18 protein-coding genes are annotated in these 22,456 nt (G+C 65.5%); 3 read left to right on the forward strand and 15 right to left on the reverse strand.

Annotation, left to right across the window (positions count from 1 at the left end):
- Window positions 1-9: 9 nt before the first annotated feature.
- From ACVWZT_RS14835 to tssA, 15 genes are all read right to left on the reverse strand, one after another.
- Window positions 10-666 carry a hypothetical protein gene (locus ACVWZT_RS14835; protein ID WP_296233987.1) on the reverse strand — a complete coding sequence of 219 codons (657 nt, stop codon included), beginning with the start codon at window positions 664-666 and terminating at the stop codon, window positions 10-12.
- A gap of 3 nt (window positions 667-669) precedes the next feature.
- The gene (locus tag ACVWZT_RS14840) at window positions 670-1,332 is read right to left on the reverse strand and encodes a hypothetical protein (protein WP_296233989.1); all 663 of its coding nucleotides are present in this window, start codon (window positions 1,330-1,332) and stop codon (window positions 670-672) included.
- 2 nt (window positions 1,333-1,334) lie between these two features.
- The gene (locus ACVWZT_RS14845; protein ID WP_457470026.1) at window positions 1,335-5,693 is read right to left on the reverse strand and encodes an RHS repeat-associated core domain-containing protein; all 4,359 of its coding nucleotides are present in this window, start codon (window positions 5,691-5,693) and stop codon (window positions 1,335-1,337) included.
- Between the two features lie 9 nt (window positions 5,694-5,702).
- Window positions 5,703-6,137 carry a DcrB-related protein gene (locus ACVWZT_RS14850; protein ID WP_186688096.1) on the reverse strand — a complete coding sequence of 145 codons (435 nt, stop codon included), beginning with the start codon at window positions 6,135-6,137 and terminating at the stop codon, window positions 5,703-5,705.
- Between the two features lie 11 nt (window positions 6,138-6,148).
- Window positions 6,149-8,086: a type VI secretion system Vgr family protein gene (locus ACVWZT_RS14855; RefSeq protein ID WP_457470028.1), complete on the reverse strand. Its 1,938-nt coding sequence runs from the start codon at window positions 8,084-8,086 to the stop codon at window positions 6,149-6,151.
- Between the two features lie 11 nt (window positions 8,087-8,097).
- Window positions 8,098-10,773: a type VI secretion system ATPase TssH gene (gene tssH / locus ACVWZT_RS14860; protein ID WP_457470030.1), complete on the reverse strand. Its 2,676-nt coding sequence runs from the start codon at window positions 10,771-10,773 to the stop codon at window positions 8,098-8,100.
- Window positions 10,766-11,782: a type VI secretion system baseplate subunit TssG gene (tssG, locus tag ACVWZT_RS14865; protein ID WP_296233998.1), complete on the reverse strand. Its 1,017-nt coding sequence runs from the start codon at window positions 11,780-11,782 to the stop codon at window positions 10,766-10,768. The genes tssH and tssG overlap by 8 nt, the downstream gene beginning before the upstream one ends.
- On the reverse strand, window positions 11,779-13,641 hold the full coding sequence (gene tssF / locus ACVWZT_RS14870) for a type VI secretion system baseplate subunit TssF (RefSeq protein ID WP_296234000.1): 1,863 nt from the start codon (window positions 13,639-13,641) through the stop codon (window positions 11,779-11,781). Before tssF ends, tssG begins: the two co-directional genes overlap by 4 nt.
- Entirely contained in the window at window positions 13,638-14,153 is a 516-nt protein-coding gene (gene tssE, locus ACVWZT_RS14875) for a type VI secretion system baseplate subunit TssE (protein WP_170031699.1), read from the reverse strand. Before tssE ends, tssF begins: the two co-directional genes overlap by 4 nt.
- Window positions 14,147-14,587: a hypothetical protein gene (locus tag ACVWZT_RS14880; RefSeq protein WP_457470033.1), complete on the reverse strand. Its 441-nt coding sequence runs from the start codon at window positions 14,585-14,587 to the stop codon at window positions 14,147-14,149. Before ACVWZT_RS14880 ends, tssE begins: the two co-directional genes overlap by 7 nt.
- The gene (locus ACVWZT_RS14885; protein WP_296234005.1) at window positions 14,584-15,024 is read right to left on the reverse strand and encodes a type VI secretion system amidase effector protein Tae4; all 441 of its coding nucleotides are present in this window, start codon (window positions 15,022-15,024) and stop codon (window positions 14,584-14,586) included. The genes ACVWZT_RS14880 and ACVWZT_RS14885 overlap by 4 nt, the downstream gene beginning before the upstream one ends.
- Before the next feature lie 71 nt (window positions 15,025-15,095).
- Window positions 15,096-15,584, reverse strand: coding sequence for an Hcp family type VI secretion system effector (locus ACVWZT_RS14890; RefSeq protein ID WP_200627376.1), 489 nt, complete (start codon window positions 15,582-15,584; stop codon window positions 15,096-15,098).
- A gap of 72 nt (window positions 15,585-15,656) precedes the next feature.
- Window positions 15,657-17,153 (reverse strand): type VI secretion system contractile sheath large subunit, encoded by a 1,497-nt coding sequence (tssC, locus tag ACVWZT_RS14895; protein ID WP_170031687.1) that lies wholly within the window; start codon window positions 17,151-17,153, stop codon window positions 15,657-15,659.
- Window positions 17,154-17,164: 11 nt separating this feature from the next.
- A complete protein-coding gene (tssB, locus tag ACVWZT_RS14900; RefSeq protein ID WP_170031684.1) occupies window positions 17,165-17,680 on the reverse strand; it encodes a type VI secretion system contractile sheath small subunit in 516 nt (171 codons plus the stop codon).
- Between the two features lie 72 nt (window positions 17,681-17,752).
- The gene (gene tssA / locus ACVWZT_RS14905; protein WP_457470036.1) at window positions 17,753-18,790 is read right to left on the reverse strand and encodes a type VI secretion system protein TssA; all 1,038 of its coding nucleotides are present in this window, start codon (window positions 18,788-18,790) and stop codon (window positions 17,753-17,755) included.
- 395 nt (window positions 18,791-19,185) lie between these two features.
- Between tssA and tagH the strand changes: the two genes are divergently transcribed.
- The 3 genes from tagH to tssK are packed head-to-tail and all read left to right on the forward strand — an operon-like array spanning window position 19,186 to window position 22,455.
- Window positions 19,186-20,568 carry a type VI secretion system-associated FHA domain protein TagH gene (gene tagH / locus ACVWZT_RS14910; RefSeq protein WP_457470038.1) on the forward strand — a complete coding sequence of 461 codons (1,383 nt, stop codon included), beginning with the start codon at window positions 19,186-19,188 and terminating at the stop codon, window positions 20,566-20,568.
- Between the two features lie 39 nt (window positions 20,569-20,607).
- On the forward strand, window positions 20,608-21,105 hold the full coding sequence (gene tssJ, locus ACVWZT_RS14915) for a type VI secretion system lipoprotein TssJ (RefSeq protein ID WP_296234012.1): 498 nt from the start codon (window positions 20,608-20,610) through the stop codon (window positions 21,103-21,105).
- A gap of 15 nt (window positions 21,106-21,120) precedes the next feature.
- Window positions 21,121-22,455 carry a type VI secretion system baseplate subunit TssK gene (gene tssK, locus ACVWZT_RS14920; RefSeq protein WP_457470041.1) on the forward strand — a complete coding sequence of 445 codons (1,335 nt, stop codon included), beginning with the start codon at window positions 21,121-21,123 and terminating at the stop codon, window positions 22,453-22,455.
- Window position 22,456 lies beyond the last annotated feature (1 nt).

The following is a 22,456-nucleotide window of genomic DNA, read 5'->3' on the forward strand; positions in this document are numbered from 1 at the left end:
GCCGGCCGTTCAGGCGTACTGAACGAAAAAGAACCCGGCTTCGTCGCCTTGGTTTTTCCGCCGGGCTTGCTTGTCCAGATAGATGTAACCGATGCCATCCAGGAAGACCCCTTCCTGCTCGGGAGCCCAGCGGCTGATTTCATAGTCGGTCAGTTGCAAAAGGAGCAAGTACCGGCTTGGAACATAAATGGGATCTTGCATCCAGGCTGCTCGACCGAGTTGCTTGCTAATGCCCAGACCGGAGTCCTCGTCATCGTGCTCTTCGGCGAACTCCTCTTCGGTCATTGGCTCGAAGTCGATATAACGGCGCTCCAGCAAGAGCGTTCCAGGCGGGGCGGTTAACTCCTCCTCACACAGCCGGTGGAGAATGAACCGTGCATAACCATTGTGGATACCGGGTAGCTCCGCTTGCTCATGAAGTGAGTAGCGGTTGACAACAGACTGCTTGAAGCCGCCGGCGCGCTGTTTTCGAGCTGTGATGAATACCGTGGCAGCCATGCCGGGCGGAAAGATTTTAGCCGGCAGGAAGTTTTCCGTGACCGTACACAGAGGCGTCATCGGCTCCTGGGTGTCGGGCGCCAGAGGCCACAAGCCTGGGTCGTCCATGCGGACGCTGCCTCCCACTTGCCCGAGGCCTTTGTCTTCTTCGGTGAATATAATCTTCATGGCTCAGGTGAACTGAATGAAGAAGAAACCGGCGTCGTCGCCTTCCTTGCCACGGCGCGCCTGCATGTCCACGAACAGATAACCAATGCCTTCGCCGAACAGCCCAGCATGCTGCGGGCTGGCTTCGGCCACGTCGGCGTCCACCAGTTGCATCATGAACATGTAGCGCTGTGGTTCGTAGATCGGGTCCTGCAGCCAGCAGGGGCGGCCGCTGGGTTTGCTCAGGCCGATCCCGCTGTCCTCGTCCTCATGCTCCTCGTCATGCTCCTCGTCAGTCATTTCTTCAAAGTCGATGAACGCTCGTTCCAGCAGCAAGGGGGGATTGCTGGGCTCCAGTGGCTGGCTGGCGAGCTCATGCAGGATGACCCGGGCAAAGCCGGCGTTGATGACGTTCTGCAGTTCCGACTGCTGATTGACTGTATAGCGACGCTGGAGCGGGCGGCTGAAGCCACCGTCCTGCTGTTGCTCGACGGCGAGGAAAACCGTGATAGCCATGCCTGGCGGGACGAACCGGGCCGGTTGGAACTGTTCGGTCAGGGTCAGGATGGGCGTCATCAACCCACCGGTTTGCGGGTTGGCCGGCCACAAGGAAGGGTCCTTGAGCAAAGGCGCACCACCGATCTGGCCGAAGCCGCGGTCTTGTTGGGACAACACGATTTTCTTCATGGCTAGTAACACCCTTTGCTTTTGGCGAACGACTTGGCGTAGCGCCGGGCCGTTCTGAGTTGTTGGATTGTGACATCTCCCTGAGTCACCAGCGATTGGTAGATGGCCTTGGACATCAGGCGGATCTCAAGCTTGCCGCTTTTGAGCATCTGGTTAGGCTTGAGGCCCATTGCCTTGCGCAACCGGTTCTCTGCGGCATGCACCTGGTCATGATGCTTGGGCGTCAGGGCAATCGAAGGGTTGCCGCGCATCCGGCGTCCTTTCGGTGCCAGGCCGGCATCCTGCAAGAACTTGTTACGCAGAATTTCATGGGCTTCAAGGCCATCGCCACGGTGCGCCTTGGCACCATAACCTGCGGTTTCGCCTTCCTTGAGCAGCCCCCATGGGTCAATCCACGTGAATGGGTTCGGTGCATACTCGTAAAGGTTCAAACCACCGGCCAAACCGATTGGGTCTGGCTGGGTAAAGCGGCCTATCTCCGGGTCGTAGAAGCGGAACAGGTTGTAGTGCAGGCCGGTTTCGCGGTCCAGGTACTGGCCCTGGAAGCGCAGGTTCTGATCTTCCGGCAGACGGCTGGCCCGCTGTTCATCCCAGCTTGCACCCCAGCTCAGGTAGCGCGCCGACCACACGACCTCGCCGGTGTCATCGGTCAACTGTTCCGGCAGGCCATTGATGTCATTGTGGTAATGCAGCACCTGCTGATGAGCACCCTGGCCATCCACCCGGGCCAGCGGTTCATGGCCATCGTCTTCGTACAGGTACAACGCCTGCCGGCCATTGTGCTGCTCACCGAGCAGGCGCAGGCCACTCCAGCTGAAACGGGTGCGGCCAACCACTTGGCCGTCGAGCGTCGATTCGATCTTCTCGGTGCGCCGGCCCATCGGGTCGTAGCGCATGTCGATGATGCGTTCCCGCCCAGGTTGCAGGTTGCGCACCTGGACCAGCCGGTGCTCGGCGTCGTAGCGAAAATGCTGAGTACCGCGTCGGCGGCTGCGTTTTTCCACCAGGCGGCCGAAACCGTCGTAACGATAGCGCTTGTCCTCGAAGGTGAGCACGCGGTTGTGCCGGACCAGCCCGGCGCCTGCCGCCAGCGGGTCAAGCAGGTTCCCGGCCGGGTCGTAGCGGAACGCTTCGCGCTGGCCGGCGGGGCTGTCCTGACGGCCCAAGACATGGCCGCAGCCATCATGCTGATAAACCTGCAGATACCCGTTGCCGGGGTGCTGCACCTCGCGTACGGCCAGTTGGTCGGCGGCGTCGAACTGGTACCGCTGCTGGTCTGGCGCCGGCAGCCGGCTGGGCTGCGCTGCCGGGCGACGGAGCAGGGTGCGCAGGCGTCCGCCACGGTCGTACTGGCGTTGAATCGCCAGGTTGCCCTGCAGGCGCAGCGTCTCCCGGTGAACACGGTCACGCTCGAAATCGCACACCGCCTGGCCATCGAGGTTGATCTGGTGCAGGTGCCCGCTGCCGTAGTACAGGCGGTTGATCCAGCGGCCGTCGGGTACTCGCGTGCGGGTGAGATTGCCGAGCGGGTCATACTGGTACTGCACGCTGCCCTGCGCGCTGTGTTCCTCGAGCAACTGGCCCAGCGCATCGAAGGCGAAGCCCAGTTCCTCTACCTGGCCATCCACAGTGGTACGACGGATCGCAAACACGTTGTCCAGTGGGTCGTTGCAGTAGTCGGTGCGTCCCTCATCGGTATGGCGGGTCAGCAGGCGGCCGCCTGCGTCATAGGCCATGCGGTGAATGATGGGTGCCTCGTCGCTGCCCGGCGCAGGCAGGAAGGTGACCTGGACAAGATTGTCCAGCGGGTCGTACTGGTAGCGCCGCAGGCCACCGTCCAGATCGCGCTCGGCGATCAGCCGGTCGCCTGCATCCCATTCGAAACCGTAGGCCTCGCCATTTTCGTTGTACAGCGCAAGCAGGCGCCCATAGTCGTCATGGTGGTAGCGGACTTGTCGACCGAGCGCATCGATGCGCAGCTGCAACTGGCCACGGCGGTTACGCCGGTATTGGGTCACGTGGCCTGCCGTGTCGATGTGCTGGGCCAATAGGCCGCTGGCATCGAGGGCGAATGTTTCGCTGCGGCCATCGGGCAAGGTCACGCTGCGCAAGCGGCCTTTGTCGTCATGCCGGTAGTCGGTGCGCTCGCCCTGGGCGTCGGTAATCGATTGCAGATGGCCCAAGGGGTCGTAGGCGAGGCGGGTCAGGTAGCCGGAGCAGTCCCGCTGTTCGACCAGCAGGCCCCGTTCGTTCCAGCGCAGGTGGCGGCTGGAACCGTTGGCATCGATGATTTCGACAGGGTTGCCCTGGCTGTCATGGCGATAGCGGGTGTGCTGGCCCAACGGGTCGGTCTGGCGCGTGCAGTTGCCCCGTTGGTCGTAGGCGAAGGTCCAGCGCTGCCCTGCCGGGTCCGTCTGGCTGCGCGGCAGCGACCAGTGTTCGAGCCATTCGGTCGACTCGCTACGCCCCAGCGGGTCGACGGTCTCGGCAAGGTTGCCCGACTCATCGTAGAAGAACTGCCAGCGGCCATCCATGGGGTCGCTGGCCGCGAGCAGCTGGCGCTCGTCATTCCATTCGAAGCGCCAGGTGCGCTCAAGGGCATCGGTATAGGCGGTGATCTGGTACTGCTGGTTCCAGTGGCGCACGGCAACGCGGCCAAGGCTGTCGGTCACCCGGGTAATGCCGGCGGCGACATCGTATTCGAAGGCGTAGCTGTCGCCACCGTTGGTCCAGTGCCGCGCCACCCGCCAGCCGTCCTCATGCTGCGCCCACTCGTAGTAGCAACACAGGCCGCCGCCAGTACGGTGTTCGATCATGCGTCGGGCAGCGTCGTAGGCGAAGCTGCGCAGCGGCTGGCCTGCGCCATCCTGTACCTGAGCGAGGTCACCGTTGGCGTCGTAGCCATAGCTGGCCAGCCGTTGCGATTCGCCGCTCGCCGCGTGGAAGTCGATGTGGCTCACCCGCCGCGACCATTGCTCGCTGTAGCCGAGCCTGACACGCACCTGGTCGAAGGTGTCGCGCAACTGGCAGAGGCGGCCCTGCTGGTCGTAGTCCAGGTAGATCCGGTTGTCATTGCGATCACCGATCTGGCTCAGGCGCAGTCGATCGGGCCGCCCCGGGGTTGGCTGGAACAGCCGATACTCGCCTTCGCGGCTTTCGGTCAGCAGTTCGCCGTTGTGCGCCCGGCGTACGCTCAGCCCTTCACCGACGCTGAACACCGCATCGCCCAGGGTAATGATGCCCATGTCCACCCGGCGCGCCTGCTCGTCGACCAATACCAGGCGGTCGTCTGCATCGACCTGCACCGAAACTTCATAGGGCAGGCTCCAACCCGCGCCGAACAGGCCATCGACACGCTCGTCGTGGCTGTTGTAGAAGCGTTGCCAGGCGATCGGCAGGGTGGCTTGCACGGTGAAGTCGAGGTCTTCCTCGCCACACAGGACCTTGCCCCCGGTGGCTGCATGTACCGGGTTGGGCGAACCGGCCATGGCCTGGGTGAGGGCGCTGGTCACCTGGCCGGTAACCACGCTGCTCACGCCGCCCACCAACATGCAACCGAACTTGCTGTAGAACTTGCCGCCACGCCCGCGCAGCAGCATCAATGCGGTCACCGCCAGGCCGATGCCGGGCGTCTTGCCGCTGCGAATCTCGCGCACCACGATCGGCTCGCCGCCGATGCGCACGTTGTTCGACACCAGGCCGCCATCGACGATCACCGCCTCGCAGGTGCTGCGGTCACCGCTACGGCAGGCCGGGTGGCCATTGATCAGCACCTTGCTGGAACCCTCGGCCAGATACTGCGGTGGCATCGGCGGGTGCTTGCTGCACAGGACCTTGTCGTCCGGTACCGGCAAGGTATTGGCGGCGGGCGTGGCCACGGTCGGCCGCCACATCTGCGAGAAGAAGCCCTTGGCCATGTCCAGGAAGCTTTCCTCCTGGGCCTCGGCGCCTTCCGCACCGGCTTGCTCCAGCGCTGCCGGCGGGCCAGTGACGATGCCGGCCGCGCGCGCCGCGCGCTTGCCGTTGGTGCGGGTGTCCGACGAGCCACTGATGATGGTGGCCTGCACCGATGGCGGGAACAGGAAGTTGCCGATGCCCTCGCATAATCGGCTCAAACCCGTATCGGCACCGGTCTTGGCCATGACCACGCCGACCACCAGGCCGACCACCGCGCCCAGCACGAAGCAGCCCAGGCCGCCGGTGGCCACGGTCAGGCCGAATGCCGCTGCCACGGCGGCAGTGGCCAGGGCGCCGATGGCCACGGTGGCGGCAATTTCCAGCACCCCGCCGACGATGTCGGCCATTATCGAGGTGTGCATCAGCGCGTCGCCTTCGCGGGCGGCCCACAAAGCGTCGGACATGGCTCAGGCTCAGCCCAGGTTGTCGAAGTCGAGCGACTGCTTGATGGCTGCCCAGTGCGCCGCTTCGGCCGCGCCCAGCGGGCTGGCCTTGACGTAGCTCAGGGCAAACATCTTGCGCGTGCCGGGCAGCACCAGCGCCAGCTGGTACTGGTGGACCTTTTCCTGGCCCTTGCTGAACTGGCTGCTCAGTTCGATGGCGGCGATCGCCTGGCCGGCACCCACCTGCACGGCCTGGGCCGGCTGCATGCGCAGGTCCTTGACCTGTTGCTGCAGGCGCTGCAACTGGCCGTCGAAATTGCTCTGCAGGGTCTCGCCCTCGGCCAGCAGGCTGCGGCTGATGATCAGCGAGGTGGCCAGGGCCTCGAAGCGCAGGATGTTGATGCTGCTGTCCTGCACGGCGGCATCGGGCAGGGCCAGGCGGAATTCGTTGACGCGATAACTCATGACAGGTCTCGTTACTGGTCGGAGCCGGAGAAGATCGCCTTCACCGAGTCGTCGATGGTCTTTTTCACACCCTGGTTGTCGGGTGCTGTCTGCGCACCGCTGCCGACGTTCAGGTCGAGGGTGCCGTCGGTATTGATCTCGCCGTTCTGCCTGGCATGGAAGCTGAACTGCTCGCAGCTGATGTTGATCTGGCCGCTGGCGTTGAGCTCGATCACGCTCTTGCCACAGACCAGCCGCAGGTTTTCCCCGACCTCGATCAGGTAGCTGGTGCTGACGCTGTCGGTCTTGCTGGCACCGACCAGCAACATGTCGTCGCGGCGCACGGCGCGGATGCGGTCCTGGCCGATGGTGATGGTTTCCAGCATGCCCACCGTCTGGGTGCGGTTGATGCCGACGGCCAGTGTCTCGGACTGCTCGACCACGGTGTCCATGTTGCGCTCGGCATGGATGTACAACTGCTCGGCGCCTTTCTTGTCCTCCATGCGGATTTCATTGAAGTTGGCCGGGCTGCCACCCTTGCTCGAGCGGCTCTTCATGCCGCTTTGCGTGGCATTGGCAGGCAGGTCGTAGGGCACGCTCTGTTCGGCGTTGTACACGCGGCCAGTGATGATCGGCCGGTCAGGGTCGCCTTCGAGGAAGCTGACGATCACTTCCTGGCCAATGCGCGGGATCTGCATCGAGCCCCAGTTCTTGCCGGCCCAGGCCTGCGATACGCGGATCCAGCACGAGCTGTTCTCGTTGGACTGGTCGTGGCGGTCCCAGTGGAAGTGCACCTTGACCCGGCCATACTGGTCGGTCCAGATCTCCTCGCCGGCGGGGCCGACTACCACGGCGGTCTGCGGGCCCTTGACGATCGGCCGCACGGTGCTGCCCTGCGGGCGGAAACTCTGTTGGGCGTCGATGCAGCTGAGGTTGCTCTCGAACTGCGCGGCGCCGCTGCCGGTGCCGCTTTCCAGGCGCTCCTGATGCACGTAGTAGCGTGCGCCGACGATCAGGTATTCGCGGTTCTGGTCCTGGCGGGTGAAACCGCTGAGGCTGAACAGGTGGCCGCTGCCCAGGCCGCGGGCATTGCCGCGCAGCTCGACCCGCTCGTGCAGGCTTTGCAGCGACTCGAGGCGCGTGCGCGCGTAGTGCTCGCCGTCCTGGCTTTGCTGGTAGGCGCCGGGGTAGTCGTACAACGGGTAATCACCGGCCTGGTGCGGGCGCGGCATGGCCGAGCGCACGTCGATGCGCGCGCTGGGGCGCTGGAAGTCGTAGTCGTTGAGCTCCAGCGACCCTGGCTGCACTTCCTGGGCCAGGTGCCAGTCGTTGATGTGGTCACGCTCGCGATGCTGCCCGTCCGGCGGGTAGTAGGGCACGCTTTCATAGCCAGGCATCTGCGGGTGCGCGCCGTAGGCATCGGCCAGCACCAGCACGTGGCGCTGCGCTTCATGGCGGAAAAAGTAGTAGATGCCTTCTTCTTCCATCAGCCGGCTGACGAAGTCGAAGCTGGTCTCGCGGTACTGCACGCAGTATGCGCGTTCGCGGTAGCTACGGCTGAGGGCATCCTCGAAGTCGGAAAAGCCCAGGTCGCGGAACACCTGCTTGATGATCTGCGGCGCGCTCAGGTGCTGGAAGATGCGGCAGTCGCTGGTGCGGGTCAGCAGCCACAGCCACGGGCGCAGGGTGACCCGGTAGCTGGCGAACTGGCCCCGGTCCACCGACTGGCTGCAGCGGGCGACGATGCCGTGGAAGTAACGTGACGTGCCGAGGCTCAGCTGCACGCTGAGGCTCATCGGCTTGCCCAGCAGGGCGTTGAGGTCGATGGCCGGGTCGTCGCTGGTCAGCTGCAGCTCATAGTCGAACAGGCGGCCGAGCTCGTCGCTGCCGCCCATTTCGGCCAGGATCAGCTTGTCCGGCCCCAACGGGCTGTTGATCTGCGCCAGGCGCGTGAACTGCGTGAACAGCATGGTCGGTCCTGTCAGTCGGCTGCGCCGAAGTCATAGTGCAGGTCATTGTCGCGGCGGCTGATGCGCACACTGGCCAGCGGCTTGCCTTCGAGCATGCGGGTGAGGAATTCGCGGCTCATGTCCGGCAGCAGGCCGTTGGTGAGGATGGCGTCGATCATGCGGCCACCGCTTTCGGTTTCGCTACAGCGCGAGACGATCAGCTCCACCACCTCGTCGTCGTAGGCAAAGCCGACCTTGTGCGTGCCTTCCACGCGCTTGCGAATGCGCTCCAGCTGCAGGCGGGTAATGGCCTTGAGCATGGCGTCGCTGAGCGGGTAGTAGGGAATGGTCACCAGGCGCCCGAGCAGCGCCGGCGGGAAGATCTCCAGCAGCGGCTGGCGTAGCTGGCTGGCCACCGCCTCCGGGTCGGGCAGGGCCTGCGGGTCGCTGCAGGTGCGCGCGATCAGCTCGGTGCCGGCGTTGGTGGTGAGCAGGATCAGGGTGTTGCGGAAGTCGATCTGGCGGCCTTCGCCATCCTCCATCACGCCCTTGTCGAACACCTGGAAGAAGATCTCGTGCACGTCCGGGTGGGCCTTTTCCACCTCGTCCAGCAGCACCACGCTGTACGGCCGGCGGCGCACGGCCTCGGTCAGCACGCCGCCTTCGCCGTAACCGACGTAGCCGGGTGGGGCGCCCTTGAGGGTCGAGACGGTGTGGGCCTCCTGGAACTCGCTCATGTTGATGGTGATCAGGTTCTGCTCACCGCCGTACAACGCCTCGGCCAGGGCCAGCGCGGTTTCGGTCTTGCCCACCCCGGAGGTACCGGCGAGCATGAACACGCCTATTGGTTTGTTCGGGTTGTCGAGGCCGGCGCGGGAGGTCTGGATGCGCTTGGCGATCATGCTCAGCGCATGGTCCTGGCCGATGATGCGCTTGGCCAGCAGGCTGTCGAGGTTGAGCACGGTCTCGATCTCGTTGCGCGCCATGCGCCCCACCGGAATCCCGGTCCAGTCGGCTACCACCGAGGCGACTGCCTGGTAGTCCACGGTCGGCAGTATCAGCGGGTTCTCGCCTTGCAGGGCGCTCAGGCGCTGCTGCAGGTCGGCAAGCGTTTCGCGCAGCTCAGGGTTGCCTGGCACGGCAGCGTCCTGGTCGACCACCCCGGCTTGCTCGCGCAGTTGGGCGCGGGTGGCCAGCAGCTGGTCGACCAGGGCCTTTTCCTCGGCCCAGCGGCTTTCCAGGGCGGCCAGGCGCTGGCGCTCCTCGGCCAGCAGGCTGTCGGCCTGGGCCTGGCGCTGCCCGGTGGGCACGCCAATGGCGGCTTCACGGGCGATGATCGCTTGTTCGACTTCCAGTGCCTCGATGCGTCGGCGGCTGTCGTCGACCTCGGCCGGCACCGCGTGCAGGCTGACGGCCACGCGTGCGCAGGCGGTATCGAGCAGGCTCACCGACTTGTCCGGCAGCTGGCGCGCCGGGATGTAACGATGCGACAGCTTGACCGCGGCCTCGAGGGCTTCGTCGAGGATCTGCACCTGATGGTGCTGTTCCATGGTCGAGGCCACCCCACGCATCATCAGCAGGGCCTTGGCTTCGCTCGGCTCGTCCACCTGCACAACCTGGAAGCGGCGGGTCAGGGCCGGGTCTTTCTCGATGTGCTTCTTGTACTCGGCCCAGGTGGTTGCCGCTACCGTGCGCAGGCTGCCACGGGCAAGTGCCGGCTTGAGCAGGTTGGCCGCATCGCCGGTGCCGGCGGCGCCACCGGCACCGACCAGGGTATGGGCTTCATCGATGAACAGGATGATCGGTTTGGGCGAGGCCTGCACATCCTCGATCACCTGGCGCAGGCGCTGTTCGAACTCGCCTTTCATGCTGGCGCCGGCCTGCAGCAGGCCGACGTCCAGGCTGCGCAGCTCGACGTCCTTGAGTGCCGGCGGCACGTCGCCGGCGACGATACGCAAGGCGAAGCCTTCGACCACGGCGGTCTTGCCGACACCGGCTTCACCGGTGAGGATCGGGTTGTTCTGCCGGCGGCGCATGAGGATATCGACCAGTTGGCGGATCTCCTCGTCACGGCCGACGATCGGGTCGAGCTTGCCGCTGCGGGCCTGTTCGGTCAGGTCGACGGTAAAGCGCTTGAGCGCTTCCTGCTTGCCCATCGCTGCCGGCGCCACGGCGCCGCTGGCCTCGCCAGGCTGCGCAGCACTGAAGCCGTCGGTGGCGCCCAGATGGTTCTCCGGCGAGTCGCCGACGTATTCGCTGAAGCGCTCGCTCAACGCCTCGACCTTGAGCTTGGCGAACTCGCCCGACAGCCCCAGCAAGGCATGGCGCAGGCTTGCTGTCTTGAGGATGCCGACCAGCAGGTAGCCGCTGCGCACCTGGCTTTCACCGAACATCAGGCTGCCGTATACCCAACCACGTTCGACCGCCTCTTCCACCTGCGAGGACAGGTCGGTGATCGAGGTCGAACCGCGTGGCAGCCGGTCCAGAGCGTCGGTCAGGTCGCGCGCCAGGCGCGCCGGCTCGACATCGAACTGGCGCACGATGCGGTGCAGGTCGCTGTCCTGCAGTTGCAGCAACTGGTGCAACCAGTGCACCAGTTCGACATAGGGATTGCCCCGCAGCTTGCAGAACACCGTGGCGGCCTCGATGGCCTTGTAGGCGATGCTGTTGAGTTTGCCGAACAGCGCGGCGCGGCTGATTTCACCCATGGTCCTGGTTCCTTGTGTGGTGGGCGGCGGCCGGCTGGTCGGCATAATAGCGGGCCAGCTTCAGGTCGCGTGCATCGTGCGGAGGGTGGCCGAGCCAGGTATCGAAACCCAGGCGTTGGCCGGCATTGAGTTGCAACGCAGGTACCTGGTCCTGCGCGAGGATCAGGTTGAGATCCCAGTCCAGTTCCTGGCCCAGGTATTCGGCGACCCATGCCGCCAGTTCGACGAACGCCCGCCCGCCGGGCAGCAGGGCGTGGTACTGGTCGAGGCTGAGCGGGCCGAGGCACAGCCGGAACTTGTGCTGGCGGTCCCAGACGTAGCGGCCCAGGCACAGGTCCACGCCCAGGCGGTTGGCGCGTACGCCGAGTTGGCTGCGTTCGGGCAGTTCAAGCCATTGGCCGACATATTCTTCCAGGCTCACCGGCACGCCGAAATACCCGGCCAGGATGCTGCACAGGCCGTCCGGGTAGCGGGTTTGCGCGCTCAGGTGGCCGGACCAGTGCAGTTTGGCGGTGTCGGCCAACGCGCCCTGGCCCTGCAGTTCCGGCTGGCCACGGCCGCTGAGCGCGGCCAGGCGCGCGGCCCAGTAGTCGTCGCCCGGGCGATCGTGGCTGACCGTCGGGCGTGCTTCGGCCCAGGCGCGGTAGAACAGGCTCAGCAGGCGGTGGTGGAACACATCGAGGAACGCCTTGCTGGTCGCGTCGGCATGGTTGCGCTGGCGCTCGCGCATGTATTCGGTGAGGTGCAGCGGCAACGGCCCGTTGGGGCCACCGAGGCCGAAGAAGAACTGCTCCAGGCGCGCCGGCTGCTCGCCGTCGGCGCTTACCGAAGCCAAGGTCGCCGGGGCGAACCCGCAGTCCAGGCGTTGGCCCAGGCGCACCGGCTCGTCGGCCAGGCGCAGCGAATGGCCGAAGCGTGGCAGCTCGGGGTACTGCGCCTCGAGGCGGCGCAGCGCCTGGAAGAAGTCGTACGCCCACGGCTCGTCCTGCATGGCCTGCAAGGTATTCATAAGGTCGGCCTGCGCCCCGGTTTTGCCGCCCAGCGCATGATCTCGCCACGTTCACTGGTGCGCAGTACCGTTTCGGTGAAGCTGTTGATCGACACATAGCGGGTCAGGAACCGTTCGAACACCGCGCCGAGCAGGAACACGCCGGTGCCGCGGAAGGCGTTTTCGTCGAAGGTCAGGGTAATCTCCAGGCCACGCCCGAAAACGATCGGCCCGGGCATCGGCAGGCGTCGGGTGCAGGGTTTGCTGCTGACCTCGCGCAGGCCGTCGATCTGCAGGTTCAGCGCGCTGTCCTGCGGGTCGCCGTACAGGCGCAGCAATTCGCGCAGGGCGGCGGCGCCCTGGCCGTGCTCGGCCAGCGACAGGTAGTTCAGCGACAACTGGCTGATCAGGCGCCAGGCACGGTTGTCATGGGCGTGGCTGGCCTTGGGCCGGCTGGGACCGGCCAGGCAACGCACACCAGCGACCGGTGCGCTGTCGGCCAGACTGAAGTCGCTGCGCCCGTCGCCAACGTTCATGAACAGGGGCAGGTCGCGGTTGCTGCACAAGGCGCTGATACCCAGCTGGCGCAGGTCGTGGCGGTAGGGCGCCTGTTGGCCGTCGACCAGGCTGATGAACGTCTCGCTACCCATGTAGCTGGAGCGCGTGCCGTTGCGGCGCTGGTCGCTGGACAACACTCGCGGCTCGCGACGCACGATGTAGTAGGCCTGGTCACGGCCATAGCGCGACGGGTCGCGCACGGCGTAGAACGGCAGGAATTCCTGGTCCGGGCCGGTACCGTGGCCGGTAACCCGCTGCAGCGAATGGATCTCGAAATCGGTGGGCCGGGTACGGTCGGCGATCACGTGGTGTTCATGCACCCGATCGGTCAGGTGCAGACGGTCGACGCGCCGTGGGAACAGGTTGATCGCCGGGGTGCAGAACGGCACGAACTGGCCGGCACCGACGCTGCTCTCCAGGCTTTGCTCGAAACGCTCGAACAACACCAGCACTTCCAGGGTCTGCCCGGTGCAGCGCTGGACCGCCCGCTCCAGCCCGGTGAAATCGACGAACAAAAACCGCTGCGGCAGGGCGAAGTATTCCTGCAGCAGGCGGTAGCCCTGGAAGGCCTGGGGCACCACCGGCAACGCTGCTTCGCGGTCGTCGAAGCCACACGGGCGCAGCGCCTGTTCGAGCGGAATGCGTTCTACCCAGTCGGCGCCGGGTTGGCGCACGAACACTGCGCAGGCGCTGCCCAGCAGTTGCTCGTAGAGGCGGAACGGCGTCTCGTCGGCGCCATTGAGGTACAGCGGCAAATGGCTGAGCGGCAAGCTGCAGAACGGCAGCTCGGCGCCACTGCGCAGGGTCAGGCGCAGGCCGGCGCGGGCCTGTGGCACGCTGCCGGCCAGGCGCCCGAGCACCGCGCCGGGGTTGCCGAAGTACTCGGCGCGGGCCACCTGCAAGGGCCACAGGGTAACGTCCTGGGTGCTGCGGAACTCGCACGGCGTTTGCGAGTTGCGTCCCAGGTTGGCGCGCAGCACGCTGTCCCGCGGCAGGCGGAAGCCGGCGGCCAGCGAGCCCTCGTCGGGGTCGGTCTGCAGTTGTACCACGGTCATCGACGGGGTCGGCGCCAGGTAGTGCGGGTAGGCGATTTCCAGCAGGTTGTGGGTGAAGGTCGGGTACTCGGCGTCCAGCTTCAGCTGCACCCGTGCGGTAAGGTAGGCGAAGCCTTCGAGCAGGCGCTCGACATAAGGGTCGGCACACTCGATCCCGGACAGCGTCAGGCGCCCGGCGATCTTCGGGTACTCCTTGGCGAACTCCGCGGCACTTTCGCGAATGTGCTGCAGTTCCTGGTTGTACAGCTCCAGCAGGCGCGGGTTCATGCACGCCTCCGGCGTTCGGCCGGGGCCACGCGGACGTGGCCGGACTCAAGGTCCACCTCGGTCTGCAGCAGCAACGGCAAGGCCGCCGGCTGGGCCCACAGGTCACCCTCGATCTCGAAACTCAGGGCGTTGGCATTCATCTCGCCGGGGGCGGCCTGGGCACGCACCTTGAGGGTATGGGCGAGAATACGTGGCTCGTAGGTGGCGATGGCCTGGTGGATGATGCGCTCCAGGGCGGCCAGGTCGATGTTCGAGGCGCTGTTGCCGGCCAGGGCCGGCAGGCCGTAGTTGATCACCGACGCACCGGCCGGGGTGCCCAGGGTGGCGGCGCTGTCCAGCAGCGAGGTGGTGTTGAGCAACCAGGCAAGGTCGCGCAGGACCGAGGCCTTGAGCTGGTGCAGGCTGAGCACGCGTTTGTCCGGGGCCTCCTGCGGGTTGCCCGGGTCGTCGTCGGTCAGACGGTCCAGCAGCGAGGGCTGCAGACGGTCGCGGGCGGCGATATCGGCTACCACTCGAACAGCCCCACGAAGTTCTTCTGGTCTACAGGGCCGTTCGAACAGCTGCCGCCATGGGCCACGATGGATGCCTCCAGGCGCTCGCCCAGCTGGCGCACGGCCTGGTACTGGCTAGCGCAACGGCCGGGTTGCGACGGGTCTGCCTGCACATGGCTGACAATGATGATCTGCGCGCCATTGAACTGCTCCACGCGAGGCTTGCCGCCCTCGCGCTCGGGGCTGAGCTGGCAGGGCCAGGGCATGTCCAGTTGCAGCAGCGAAGCGTCGGCCTGGCGCAGTGCGCAGCGGCCCTCGTGGCTCACCAGCGCCAGCTGTTTTCCGCCAAGGGAGACTTCAGGCGGCATGCTCGACGACGGAGCGGGGGCCTGCGCACAGGCATTCAGGGCGAACGCGACCAGCAGGGCCGGCAGGGCTTTGCGCACACGGTTCATTTCAGCTCCCAGAACCAGACGGCCTTGGAACGATGGGCCTGGTCGGCGAAATAGCCCGTGACCCGGCCTCTGTCCCACAGGTCGATGTGATCGCCGGTACGGTTGTCGAATGCCTGCCCGGCACGGGCAAAGCAGTCCTTGAAGAAGATGATGCCGCGCTTGTCGCTGAGCTTGAGGCGGTCGCTCGCGCTACCACTCAGTTGCAGCGGGGCACCGAGATGGTGCCTCCACAGCCAGTTGGCCAGCGACTCGGCGCCCCGGGCATGGCCATGGGCACAGCGGGGGTCGCTGTAGGTGCCGGCATTCACCTTGATGGTATGTTCGCCATTGAGCGCGATGCTCATGCGAATGGCGCACTGGTTGTCCCAGCCACCGTCGCAAGGCGAGGAGTCGGTTGGGTAGGCATTCCAGAGGTTGATGAAAGAAGGCTTGGCCATGGGTTTCACCGTGAGCGGGTGAGGGTACGAAAAGGCGCCCGCGCCAGCCAAGGCGGCGCAGGCGCGGTTGGTCAGATCTTGACGTTGGAACGGATGTTCCAGCCGTACTTGATCGGGCCGCCTTCCTTGGTGCCGTCGGCTTTCTGCGGCTGATAGTCGACGGTGACCTTGGCGAAGTTCAGGGTCACGTTCTCGGTCAGGCGGTCGTCACTGCCCGAGCCACCGGTGCTCAGCGAACTGATGATGACTTCTTCGAGGTTGATGATCAGGTACTCGACCTGGCTCTCGCCGCCGGCCTTGCGCACGGTCAGCTTGACCTTGTCGATGTGCTTGCCGCTGGAGCAGTGGGCCATCAGGTTGGGGGTCGACTTGTCGATGTACTTGGTAATCGACAGGTCCTGGATGTTGACCTTGCCCGAACCGCCACCGCTACCCATGTGCATGTTGCCGGACTGGGACATGCCCCAGCTCCAGTTGAGCACGTCGATTTCGTCCTTGTGGCCCTTGTCGTGGGACTCGCCCTTGATGTCGCCGATCTTGATGAAAATATCTACAGCCATGATGTCCTCGGTATTGCGCGTCAGGTTGGCGGTTGGGTGCAGTTGGGGCTGTCAGGCAGCCCCGGAGGGCTGTCAGGCCCCTTTGGCCGAAGGCAGCTTCGATACCAGGCGCAGCGACACGGTCAGCCCTTCGAGCTGGTAGTGCGGGCGCAGGTAGAAGCGCGAGTTGTAGTAACCCGGGTTGCCTTCGACGTCCTCGACCACGACTTCGGCCGCGGCCAGCGGGTGCTGGGCCTTGGTGGTCTCGGTGGAGTGCGCCGGGTCGCCGTCGACGTAGTTGAGGATCCAGTCCTGCAGCCAACGCTGCATCTCGTCCTTTTCCTTGAACGAGCCGATCTTGTCGCGAACGATGCACTTCAGGTAGTGCGCGAAGCGGCAGGTGGCGAACAGGTACGGCAGGCGTGCGGCCAGGTTGGCGTTGGCGGTGGCGTCCGGGTCGTCGTACTCGGCCGGCTTCTGCAGCGACTGGGCGCCGATGAACGCCGCGAAGTCGGTGTTCTTCTTGTGCAGCAGCGGCATGAAGCCATTCTTGGCCAGCTCCGCTTCGCGGCGGTCGGAAATGGCGATTTCGGTCGGGCACTTCATGTCCACGCCACCGTCGTCGGTGGGGAAGGTGTGCGCCGGCAGGCCCTGCACCTCGCCACCCGACTCCACGCCACGAATGCGCGAGCACCAGCCGTAGTACTTGAACGAGCGGTTGATGTTCACGGCCATGGCATAGGCGGCGTTGGCCCAGGTGTACTTGCTGCTGTCGGCGCCATCGGTGTCTTCTTCGAAGGCGAACGCTTCGACCGGGTCGGTCTTGGCACCGTACGGCAGACGTGCCAGGAAGCGCGGCATGGTCAGGCCGATGTAGCGCGAGTCTTCGGACTCACGCAGCGAGCGCCAGCCAGCGTATTCCGGAGTGGTGAAGATCTTGGTCAGGTCGCGCGGGTTGCTCAGTTCCTGCCACGAGCCCATGCCCATCACGGTCGGCGAGGCGGCGGCAATGAACGGCGCGTGCATCGAGGCGCAGATCTTCGACATCTCGCCCAGCAGCTCGACGTCGGGCGGCGACTGGTCGAAGTAGTAGTCGCCGACCAGGCAGCCATAGGGTTCGCCGCCGAACTGGCCGTATTCTTCCTCGTACAGCTTCTTGAAGATCGGGCTCTGGTCCCAGGCGGTACCCTTGAATTTCTTCAAGGTCTTGTGCAGGTCGGTCTTCGACACGTTGAGCACGCGGATCTTCAGCTGCTCGTCGCTTTCGGTGTTGTTGACCAGGTAATGCAGGCCACGCCAGGCGCTTTCCAGTTGCTGGAAGTCGTTATGATGGATGATCTGGTTGACCTGGGCAGTCAGCTTGGCGTCGATGGCGGCAATGATCTGCTCGATCGAGCCGATGGCATCGTTGGACACCAGGTTGGTCTGCGCCAGGGCCTGCTCGGCCAGGGTACGCACGGCGCTTTCGACCGCTTCCTTGGCACGTTCGGTCTTGGGCTTGAATTCCTGCAGCAGCAGGTTGGCGAATTCGCTCGGGTCCTGGGTGGCAGCGGCCGGCTGGGCCTGGGCGTCGCGCAGTGGGTCGTTCATGGGCTGTCTCCTCAGGCCTTGGGCTCGTTGTCGACGGGTTTCGGCGCGCTGGCCAGGGCCTGCAGCAGGGTCGGGTCCTTGATCGCCTTGAGGATGATGTCCTCGGCACCGGTCTTGCCGTCCATGTAGGTCAGCAGGTTGGCCAACTGGGTGCGGGCCTCCAGCAGCTGGTTCAGGGCATCGACCTTGCGTGCCACGGCGGCCGGGCTGAAGTCGTCCATGCTCTCGAAGGTGATGTCCAGGCTCAGGTTGCCTTCGCCGGTCAGTTCGTTGGGCACGTTGAAAGCCACGCGGGGCTTCATCGCCTTCAGGCGCGAGTCGAAGTTGTCGACGTCGATTTCCAGGAACTTGCGCTCGGCCACTGCGGGCAGCGGCTCGGCCGGCTTGCCGGCCAGGTCCGAAAGCACGCCCATGACGAACGGCAACTGGACTTTCTTCTCGGCGCCGTAGAGTTCGACGTCATATTCGATCTGCACCCGTGGCGCACGGTTGCGCGCGATGAATTTCTGGGAGCTGTCTTTCGCCACGTTGTTCCTCCTGGTCGCCGATGCGGCGGCGCTGTTCGTTGCGGGCGTCGGTGTTGAGGCGGGCCGAGGACGTCAGTTGTCCTCGGGGCCGCGCAGGTTCTCGAATTGCGACCAGCCATCGGGGATCAGGTCGCGAACAATGGTTGCGAAATCGGCATTGACCAGCTTCTTCGCCCGGTGCAGCAGCACCGGCAGCGGGCTCGATGGCTCGTGGCGGGCGTAGTACTGCAGCAGGCGGTCAAGGCTCTGCTGCACGTCTTCGCGGCTGTTGACTTCGCCAGGGCGGGCAGCGGGCCGTGCGGTCGGGGTGGCACTGGTGATCACCGGCTGCGGGTCATCGTGCCCGGCGGGTGGCGCGTCAACGGTTTGCGCGGCCGGGCCGGCGCCGTCGGGGCAGTAGTCAGCCAGCACCTGCTGCACCTGGCGCAGCGGCTGACGCAGGGCCGACAGGTCGATGCCACGGTCCGACCCGACCTGGTCGTTGACCCGGCTTTCGATGGCGTCCACCGCCTCGCGGGCCAGCCGCAGCGCCTCCTGGCACTGTTGCAACTGGTCGGCGTCGGCGTCACGCAGGGCGGCGGCCAGTTCCTCGGCACTGAGCTGTTCGCTGGCGAAATGCTGCACGCCTGCGGCGTGCAGGGCCGCGCGCAGGGTGACCGGGCCGAAGGCGCGCGAACGCACCAGCACGGCATCGCGCAGCAGCGCGATGTTGGTATCGCAGGTGAGGCCGGCCAGGGCATTGACCCGTACCGTGGGGTCGTTGTCGTCGGCAGCGTCCAGTTGCGGGTGCAGGTGCAGCCAGTACTCGGCGAGAAGGTCGCGGATCAGCTCCAGGCTGGCGGCCAGCCCCGGGAGGCCGTGCAGGGCCAGGTTGGCCTGCAGCAGGAAATGGGTGATGCGCAGGTCCTTGCTGCGTTGCAGCAAGGTCGTGCTGGCTTGCTCGATATCGCGCCACTGTGGCGGTTCGGCGGGCTGGATGGCGTCGCCCATGACGCGCTCGGGGCGGCCCTGGGCGTCACGCTCCAGTTGCAGAAACTCGGCGTCATATTCGAGGTCATCGCCGCAGGGGAAGTCAGCGGAAACAGCGGCGAGCAACGGCGATGCGTTCACCAGAATTCGATCTCCCTATCGGCCCTTGGTGAGGGCGTGTTGTTGTGCGAAGTTGCAAGTGTGAACTGGCGCACAAACTTTCCAAAGAGTGCCGGCGTGATATCACAGTGATATTGTTTTGGCACTTCGAAGTTGCGCATTTATGGTTTATTTATTCGCGAGTGTCAAGGTAAGCTACGCGTCCCCGAGTGTCACTTGTGACTTCGTTGGCAGTAACCGAGCACCGCTCGTCCGGTTCCCTTCGGCTGGCCTCGGCAGTGGCGTTGCATACCCGTCGTATAGTCGGTGCTTTGCGCGAAACCCCCGAGAATCAAGGGGTGCAGCAATATTTGAGTGGCTGCGGAAAATACCTCAAATGGATGGATCGACGTTTAAAACGGATGCAAGGAGGCATGATGGCACTTTGCCTAACTATAACCAGTTACCACAAGATTACCCCGGGGCAATGCCCGGAGATGCGGCTGGAAACCGGTGCCATCACGCTTGGCCGTGCGGCGGACAACGACTGGGTACTTCCCGACCCGGAGCGGTTGGTGTCGGCCAGGCATTGCGTGATCCAGTTCAAGGATGGGCGCTATTATTTAACCGATGACAGTACGAACGGTGTGGAATTAATTCGCGCCGGTATTCGCTTGCGTCGCGGTAACAGTGAACCGCTGATGGATGGCGAAGTTATCCGCATCGGTGAATACGAGATTCAGGCGCGCATCGACGCGAGCTTGCCCGGCAGCCTCGATGGCGAGCCCCAGGCGCACAGTTTCGAAGCGCTGATGGCCAATCAGGTAGCCGCCCCGGTCGTCCCCGCCCCGGCGATTTCCGGTGCGCCGGCAGCATTTCTGCAAGGCGCGTCGAACCATGACACGCTACCTGACATTTTTGACTTCCTTGGCCCCGCGAGCGTGCCGCCAGCCAGCCAGCCTGACCATGTACCTGCCCAGCAGCACGACTTCCGCCCGCCAACCCCGGTGATCCCGGCTGCGCCGGCCGCCGCGGCAGCGCCGGGGATGATCCCGGAAGACTGGGACCTGCTCGGCTCGACCCCGGCACCGGCGCCAGCCGTGGTGCCAGCGCCAGCAGCGACCTTGCCACCGATACCGACGGCGCCGCAGGTGCCAGCCGCACCGGCAGTTCCAGCACAGCCGACGGCGAGCGCAGCGGGCGCGCCAGCGCCTGTTGCGGCCGCGACCAGCGACGCGTTGCTGCAGGCATTTCTGCGTGGCGCTGGTATCGAGCACCTGCGCATCGACGCCGGCGATGCCGCCGCACAAATGGAGGCCATCGGTCGCAGCTACCGCTTGATGGTCGAGGGCCTGCTCGACGTATTGCGTGCGCGCAGCAGCCTGAAGGGCGAGTTTCGCATGCAGCAGACGACCATCGCCCCGGTGCAGAACAACCCGCTGAAATTCGCGCCCAATGCCGACGAGGCCTTGCTGCTGTTGCTGCGTCACGGCAACCAGGCGTTCCTGGCGCCGGACCAGGCCGTGCGCGAGAGCTTCGATGACCTGCGCGCCCACCAGCTGGCGGTGATGGCGGGGGTGCAGGCGGCGATCAAGCACCTGCTCGACTGTTTCCAGCCGGCGCGCCTGGAGCAGCGCCTGGCACCTGCGGCCGGGCTGGCCAAGCTGTTCGGTGGCTCGCGCCAGGCGCACTGCTGGCAGCAGTTCACCGAGCTTTACGGGCAAATCTCCCGCGAGGCCGAAGATGATTTCCAGGAGCTGTTCGGCCGCGAATTCGCCCGCGCCTACGAGGCCCACAGCAGCCGTTTGCAACGTAGCTGAGCACGCCCGGGAAGACCACCGTACGTCATGAGGACAAGGATGAAAGCAACACGACTGGTCGCGGCCCTGAGCCTGATGCTGCTCGGCGCCTGCAGCAAGGACGAGGCCGTTGCCCCCGTCGCCGACAAGGCTCCGGCCAGCCAGGCCGTGACCCTGTATTTCACTGCCGCCGCCGGGCTCAACCCGGGCCCTGGCGGCGCGCCTGCACCGGTACGAGTGCGCCTGTACGAGCTGAAGAACAGCGCGGCCTTCGCCCGTGCCGATTACTTCGCATTGGCCGAGCGCGCCCAGGCCACCCTCGGCGCCGACCTGATCGACCAGGACGAAGTGCTGCTGCAACCGGGCGGGCAATTGCGCCTCGAGCGTCCGCTCGATGCCGCCACTCGCCAGGTCGGCCTGGTGGTCGGCTATCGCGAGATTGACCAGGCCCAGTGGCGCAGCGTGTTGCCAGTGCCGCCGCGCGACTATCAGATCAGCCTCGATGTGCGCGCTGTGCGCAGCGCCGTGGCCACCCCCCAACCTGAACCTGCCCGCTAGGCAATCGGAGTCCCCATGTCCTGGAACAATCGCGTGGTCTGGTCGGAAGGCATGTTCATCACGACCCAGCACTTCCAACAGCATGATCGCTACCTCGAACACTTGGTCGATACCCGCAGCCGCCCGTTGAACGTAGCCGCCTGGGGCTTCTCCGAACTGCTGCTCGACCAAGGCCTGCTGGCCCAGGGCAAGGTGGCGATTCTCAGCGCTCGCGGCCTGCTGCCCGACGGCACGCCGTTCGACATCCCCCGCGACGACCTGCCGCCGGCAGCGCTGGAAGTGCCCGACGACCTGCGCGACGGCGTGCTGTACCTGGGGCTGCCGCTCAAGCGGGCCGGGGCCCGCGACACCGTCGACGAAGGCGAGGCCGTGGCTGGCGCCCGCTACATCAGCCGGGTCAGCGAAGTGCGTGACGACAACGCGCCGTTCGAGAACCGTGCCCCGCTGGCTCTCGGCAGCCGCGCCCTGCGCCTGTTGCGCAGCGAGGACGGCCTGAGCGACTACGCTGCCCTCGGCATGCTGCGCATCCGCGAAAAACGCGCCGACCGCGCGCTGGTGGTGGATGACAGCTACATCCCGCCGGTACTCGACGTGGCGGCCAGCCAGCAGCTGTCCGGTTTCTGCGGCGAGTTGCTGGGCCTGTTGCACCAGCGTGGCGAAGCACTGGCTGGCAGGGTAGTCGCCTCGGCCAATGGCGGCGCGTCGGAAATTGCCGACTTCATGCTGCTGCAATTGGTCAACCGCGCCCAGCCGCTGGTCGAACACCTCAACCAGCTGAGCCCGCTGCACCCCGAGCGGCTGTACAGCGAGCTGGTGGCGCTGGCCGGCGAGTTCGCCACCTTCACCCGTGATGGCCGGCGCCCACACAGCTTCCCGGTCTATCAGCACGACGACCTGGCGGCGACCTTCGCGCCAGTGATGGCCGCCTTGCGCGAAGCCTTGTCGACGCTGATCGACAGCAAGGCGGTGGCCATTCCCATCGTCGAGAAGGCCTACGGCATCCACGTGGGCATGCTCGCCGACCGCAGCCTGCTCGATAGCGCCAGCTTCATCCTGGTGGTGCGCGCCGACGTCCCCAGCGAGACCCTGCGCAGCCGCTTCGGCCAACAGAGCAAGATCGGTTCGGTGGAGCACATCCGCGACCTGGTCAACCTGCAACTGCCGGGCATCGGCCTGCTGCCGTTGCCAGTGGCGCCACGGCAGATTCCGTTCCATGCCGGTTCCACCTACTTCGAACTCGACCGGGGCAGCGAGCACTGGAAGCAGTTGCAGCACTCGGGTGGCTTTGCCTTCTACGTCGCCGGTGAGTTCCCCGGCCTGAGCCTGGCCTTCTGGGCCATTCGAGGATAAC

It is taken from the genome of Pseudomonas sp. TE21394 (genome assembly GCF_054057835.1).

Bases quoted from the DNA above. Each gene is read 5' to 3' on its own strand.
- tssG (WP_296233998.1), bottom strand. From the start codon at position 11,782: ATGAATACCTTGCAGGCCATGCAGGACGAGCCGTGGGCGTACGACTTC.
- tssK (WP_457470041.1), top strand. From the start codon at position 21,121: ATGTCCTGGAACAATCGCGTGGTCTGGTCGGAAGGCATGTTCATCACG.
- tagH (WP_457470038.1), top strand. From the start codon at position 19,186: ATGGCACTTTGCCTAACTATAACCAGTTACCACAAGATTACCCCGGGG.
- ACVWZT_RS14855 (WP_457470028.1), bottom strand. From the start codon at position 8,086: ATGCTGTTCACGCAGTTCACGCGCCTGGCGCAGATCAACAGCCCGTTG.
- ACVWZT_RS14845 (WP_457470026.1), bottom strand. From the start codon at position 5,693: ATGTCCGACGCTTTGTGGGCCGCCCGCGAAGGCGACGCGCTGATGCAC.
- ACVWZT_RS14840 (WP_296233989.1), bottom strand. From the start codon at position 1,332: ATGAAGAAAATCGTGTTGTCCCAACAAGACCGCGGCTTCGGCCAGATC.
- tssJ (WP_296234012.1), top strand. From the start codon at position 20,608: ATGAAAGCAACACGACTGGTCGCGGCCCTGAGCCTGATGCTGCTCGGC.
- ACVWZT_RS14835 (WP_296233987.1), bottom strand. From the start codon at position 666: ATGAAGATTATATTCACCGAAGAAGACAAAGGCCTCGGGCAAGTGGGA.
- tssH (WP_457470030.1), bottom strand. From the start codon at position 10,773: ATGGGTGAAATCAGCCGCGCCGCGCTGTTCGGCAAACTCAACAGCATC.
- ACVWZT_RS14890 (WP_200627376.1), bottom strand. From the start codon at position 15,584: ATGGCTGTAGATATTTTCATCAAGATCGGCGACATCAAGGGCGAGTCC.
- ACVWZT_RS14885 (WP_296234005.1), bottom strand. From the start codon at position 15,024: ATGGCCAAGCCTTCTTTCATCAACCTCTGGAATGCCTACCCAACCGAC.
- ACVWZT_RS14850 (WP_186688096.1), bottom strand. From the start codon at position 6,137: ATGAGTTATCGCGTCAACGAATTCCGCCTGGCCCTGCCCGATGCCGCC.
- tssF (WP_296234000.1), bottom strand. From the start codon at position 13,641: ATGAACCCGCGCCTGCTGGAGCTGTACAACCAGGAACTGCAGCACATT.
- tssC (WP_170031687.1), bottom strand. From the start codon at position 17,153: ATGAACGACCCACTGCGCGACGCCCAGGCCCAGCCGGCCGCTGCCACC.
- ACVWZT_RS14880 (WP_457470033.1), bottom strand. From the start codon at position 14,587: ATGAACCGTGTGCGCAAAGCCCTGCCGGCCCTGCTGGTCGCGTTCGCC.